Source organism: Komagataeibacter kakiaceti JCM 25156, assembly GCF_000613305.1.
This window is the reverse complement of record NZ_BAIO01000280.1, coordinates 1-3,084: the sequence shown is the minus strand read 5'-3', so window position 1 is coordinate 3,084 and position 3,084 is coordinate 1. Positions and strand designations below refer to the sequence as shown.

The window sequence follows — 3,084 nt, the reverse complement described above, 5'->3', positions numbered from 1 at the left end:
CCCGTCCAAGCACCCCGCGCGGTGACCAGCCCGATGGTGGGCGTGGCCTATCTGGCGCCCGATCCGTCCTCGCCGCCGTTCGTGACGGAAGGCCAGCAGGTCAGCGCGGGCCAGACGCTGCTGCTGATCGAGGCGATGAAGACCTTCAACCAGATCAAGGCGCCACGCGCGGGCACGCTGAGCCGCGTGCTGATCCAGTCGGGTGACCCGGTCGAATTCGGCGAAGCACTGGTCATCATAGAGTAATGTTTTCCAAAATCCTGATCGCCAACCGTGGCGAGATCGCCCTGCGCATCCTGCGGGCCTGCCGCGAACTGGGCATTCCCACCGTGGCCGTGCATTCCACGGCCGATACGGACGCCATGTATGTCCGCCTGGCGGATGAGGCCGTGTGCATCGGGCCGCCCGCCAGCCGCGACTCGTATCTCAATGTCGCGGCCATCCTGTCGGCCGCGACCATAACCGGCGCGGATGCGATCCATCCCGGCTACGGCTTCCTGTCCGAAAACGCCGATTTCGCGGAGACGGTGGAAGCCCACGGCATCACCTTCATCGGGCCGACCGCCGAACATATCCGCATGATGGGCGACAAGATCACCGCCAAGACCACCATGCAGGCGCTGGGCGTGCCGCTGGTGCCCGGATCGGACGGGGCGCTGGAAAACCTTGAACAGGCGCGTGAAGTGGCGGCCCGGGTAGGCTACCCCGTGCTGATCAAGGCCGCCGCCGGTGGTGGCGGACGCGGCATGAAGGTCGCCCCCACCGAGGCCGACCTGGAGGAAGCCTGGAGCGTCGCCCGGACCGAGGCCCGCGCCGCGTTTGGCAATGACGAGGTCTATCTTGAAAAATACCTCGACAGACCCCGCCACATCGAACTCCAGATCATGGCCGACACGCACGGCAACGTCGTGCATTTTGGCGAGCGTGACTGCTCGCTCCAGCGCCGCCACCAGAAGCTGCTGGAGGAGGCGGGCTCCCCCGCCCTGACCGCCGCACAGCGTGACGAGATCGGGACGATCGCCACCACTGCCCTGACCGGGCTGGGCTACCGCAACGCCGGGACGCTGGAATTCCTGTACCAGGATGGGCAGTTCTGCTTCATCGAGATGAACACCCGCCTGCAGGTGGAACATCCGGTTACGGAAATGGTGTGTGACGTGGATCTGGTGCGTGAGCAGATCCGCATCGCGGCGGGTGAGCCGCTTGGCTACAGCCAGTCGGATATCCACTTCTCCGGCCATGCCATTGAATGCCGCATCAACGCGGAAGACCCGCAGACCTTCATGCCCACGCCGGGCACGATCACGGTCTATCATCCGCCCGGTGGTCTTGGCGTGCGAATCGACAGCGCGCTGTACGCGGGCTATCGCGTGCCGCCCTATTACGACAGCATGATCGCCAAGCTGATCGTGCGCGCGCCCACGCGCCTTGAAGCCATCGAGCGCATGCGCCGCGCGCTGGATGAATTCGTGATCGAGGGGGTCAAGACGGTCATCCCGCTGCACCGCAAGATCCTTGACGACCCCCAGTTCCGCAAGGGGGATTACACCATCCACTGGCTGGAAAACTTCGTGGCCCGGCAGCAGGGCGACTGACACCCCGGCCCGACACGATGATTCCGGAATGAAATAAAAGTTTTCGGGGGCCGCCCTGTTCCAAGGCGACGTTCCCTGAAGCCTTTTGAAAAAGGGGCCGCCCATATGGGGCGGCCCCTTTTTTCATGTCCCGATCAGGCCATGACCGGATCGAGATAGGGGCTGGAAGCATCGAAGAATTTCTCGTTGTGATCCAGCTCGTAGGAAATCACGTACATACAGATCAGCGCGCTGTCGATTTCCAGCCGCACGCCCAGATTGTCCGCCAGCCCCGCCATCTGCTGGAGGTGGACAATGGCGAATTTGGCCGAACGCGCGGTCCGCCCGTAATGGCCGCCATACCGCCCGCTGAACTGCGCCATGCGCCCCATCATGTCGCTCACCACGCGCTGGGCGTCGGGCGGCAGCAGGTGCCGCTCCAGAATCGCGCGCAGGCGGATCACGTTCAGCCCGATCGTCATGGCCGACAGGATACCCTGCAGGTAGCGTCGATGATCGTATCGGGCGTGTTTTCCGCATCGGTCAGCAGCCGGACAAAGCGGTCCACATTATGTTCGACCACGTACAGCGTGGTGGGCAGCGTGCGGGCGCGCGCGACGTAGCGCAGCCCGCGCAGGATGCCGGTGCGCATCTGCCAGCGCATGTCGTTCGTATCAAAGGGCAGTACCAGCCGGAACGCCACATCGCGTACCACAGCCCGAGGACCAGCGGCATCGCGGTATTGAAGAACGTTATTTCATCCAGCCGGCTCTGGTTGCCCGGCCCGAGCAGGATGGGCAGGAACAGGTTGTAGGACACCGCCCCCAGCACCAGCACGGGATAGGCGAAGGCCAGCCCCCCCGCCAGCATGGGCAGGACCATGCACAGGGCCATGATTTCATAGGTCGTCGGCTCCGCCAGCCGCCACAGCACGAGTATGCCCCCCACGATCGAGGCCACGATCGCGCCGCCCAGGAAGGCGCGGGTGGCCAGCGCCGGTTTTTCCAGCGTGGAGAACAGGCTGCACACGATGGAGACGAACATCATGAACGTCAGCCCCGCCGACCATGACGTCGTGACCCATATGACACCGGACCCGAAAACCGTGACCGAGGCCCGCAGGCTGTTGGTGAAGGCCTGCTGCCAGTCACGGAAGGTCTTGAGCCGGTAATGGAAATGATCGTGCAGCAGCGGGTTGCGGCTGGCGTCGAACTGGATCAGCGCCTGTTCCAGTTCATCGAGCATCTTGCCCAGCGCGTAATTGAGCATGCGCTGCTGCGAGAGCATCTGCCCCAGTTGCGGATCGGTGGGCAGGCTGCCGGGGCGGCCCATTTCCTCATCAAGGGAATCGGCCACGCTCTGCCGGCACGCGGCCTGCAGGTCGGCCAGCCGGGCCAGGACGGGGGCGATGTCATCACTGGCCCCGAGCTGGGGGGCCATGTCCTTGAGAAAGGCCTGCACCTTGCTCGATGTCGCCTTGAAGGCCGCGCCCGGCATGCCGCCCGGCCCG

4 protein-coding genes are annotated in these 3,084 nt (G+C 64.6%); 2 read left to right on the top strand and 2 right to left on the bottom strand.

Annotated features, from left to right (window positions below; genetic code table 11):
- Positions 1-246, top strand: a 246-nt coding sequence (locus tag JCM25156_RS12275; RefSeq protein ID WP_025813300.1) for an acetyl-CoA carboxylase biotin carboxyl carrier protein, incomplete at its 5' end; no start/stop codon positions are given.
- Entirely contained in the window at positions 246-1,595 is a 1,350-nt protein-coding gene (gene accC, locus JCM25156_RS12270) for an acetyl-CoA carboxylase biotin carboxylase subunit (RefSeq protein ID WP_025813298.1), read from the top strand. The genes JCM25156_RS12275 and accC, both read left to right, overlap by 1 nt.
- Positions 1,596-1,729: 134 nt before the next feature.
- Here accC and JCM25156_RS31165 read toward each other — a convergent pair whose 3' ends face one another.
- Both JCM25156_RS31165 and JCM25156_RS24075 read right to left on the bottom strand, forming a co-directional pair.
- Entirely contained in the window at positions 1,730-2,056 is a 327-nt protein-coding gene (locus tag JCM25156_RS31165) for an FUSC family protein (RefSeq protein WP_242402633.1), read from the bottom strand.
- Positions 2,057-2,117: 61 nt separating this feature from the next.
- A partial coding sequence (locus tag JCM25156_RS24075; RefSeq protein ID WP_242402632.1) for an FUSC family protein occupies positions 2,118-3,084 on the bottom strand: 967 nt, incomplete at its 5' end.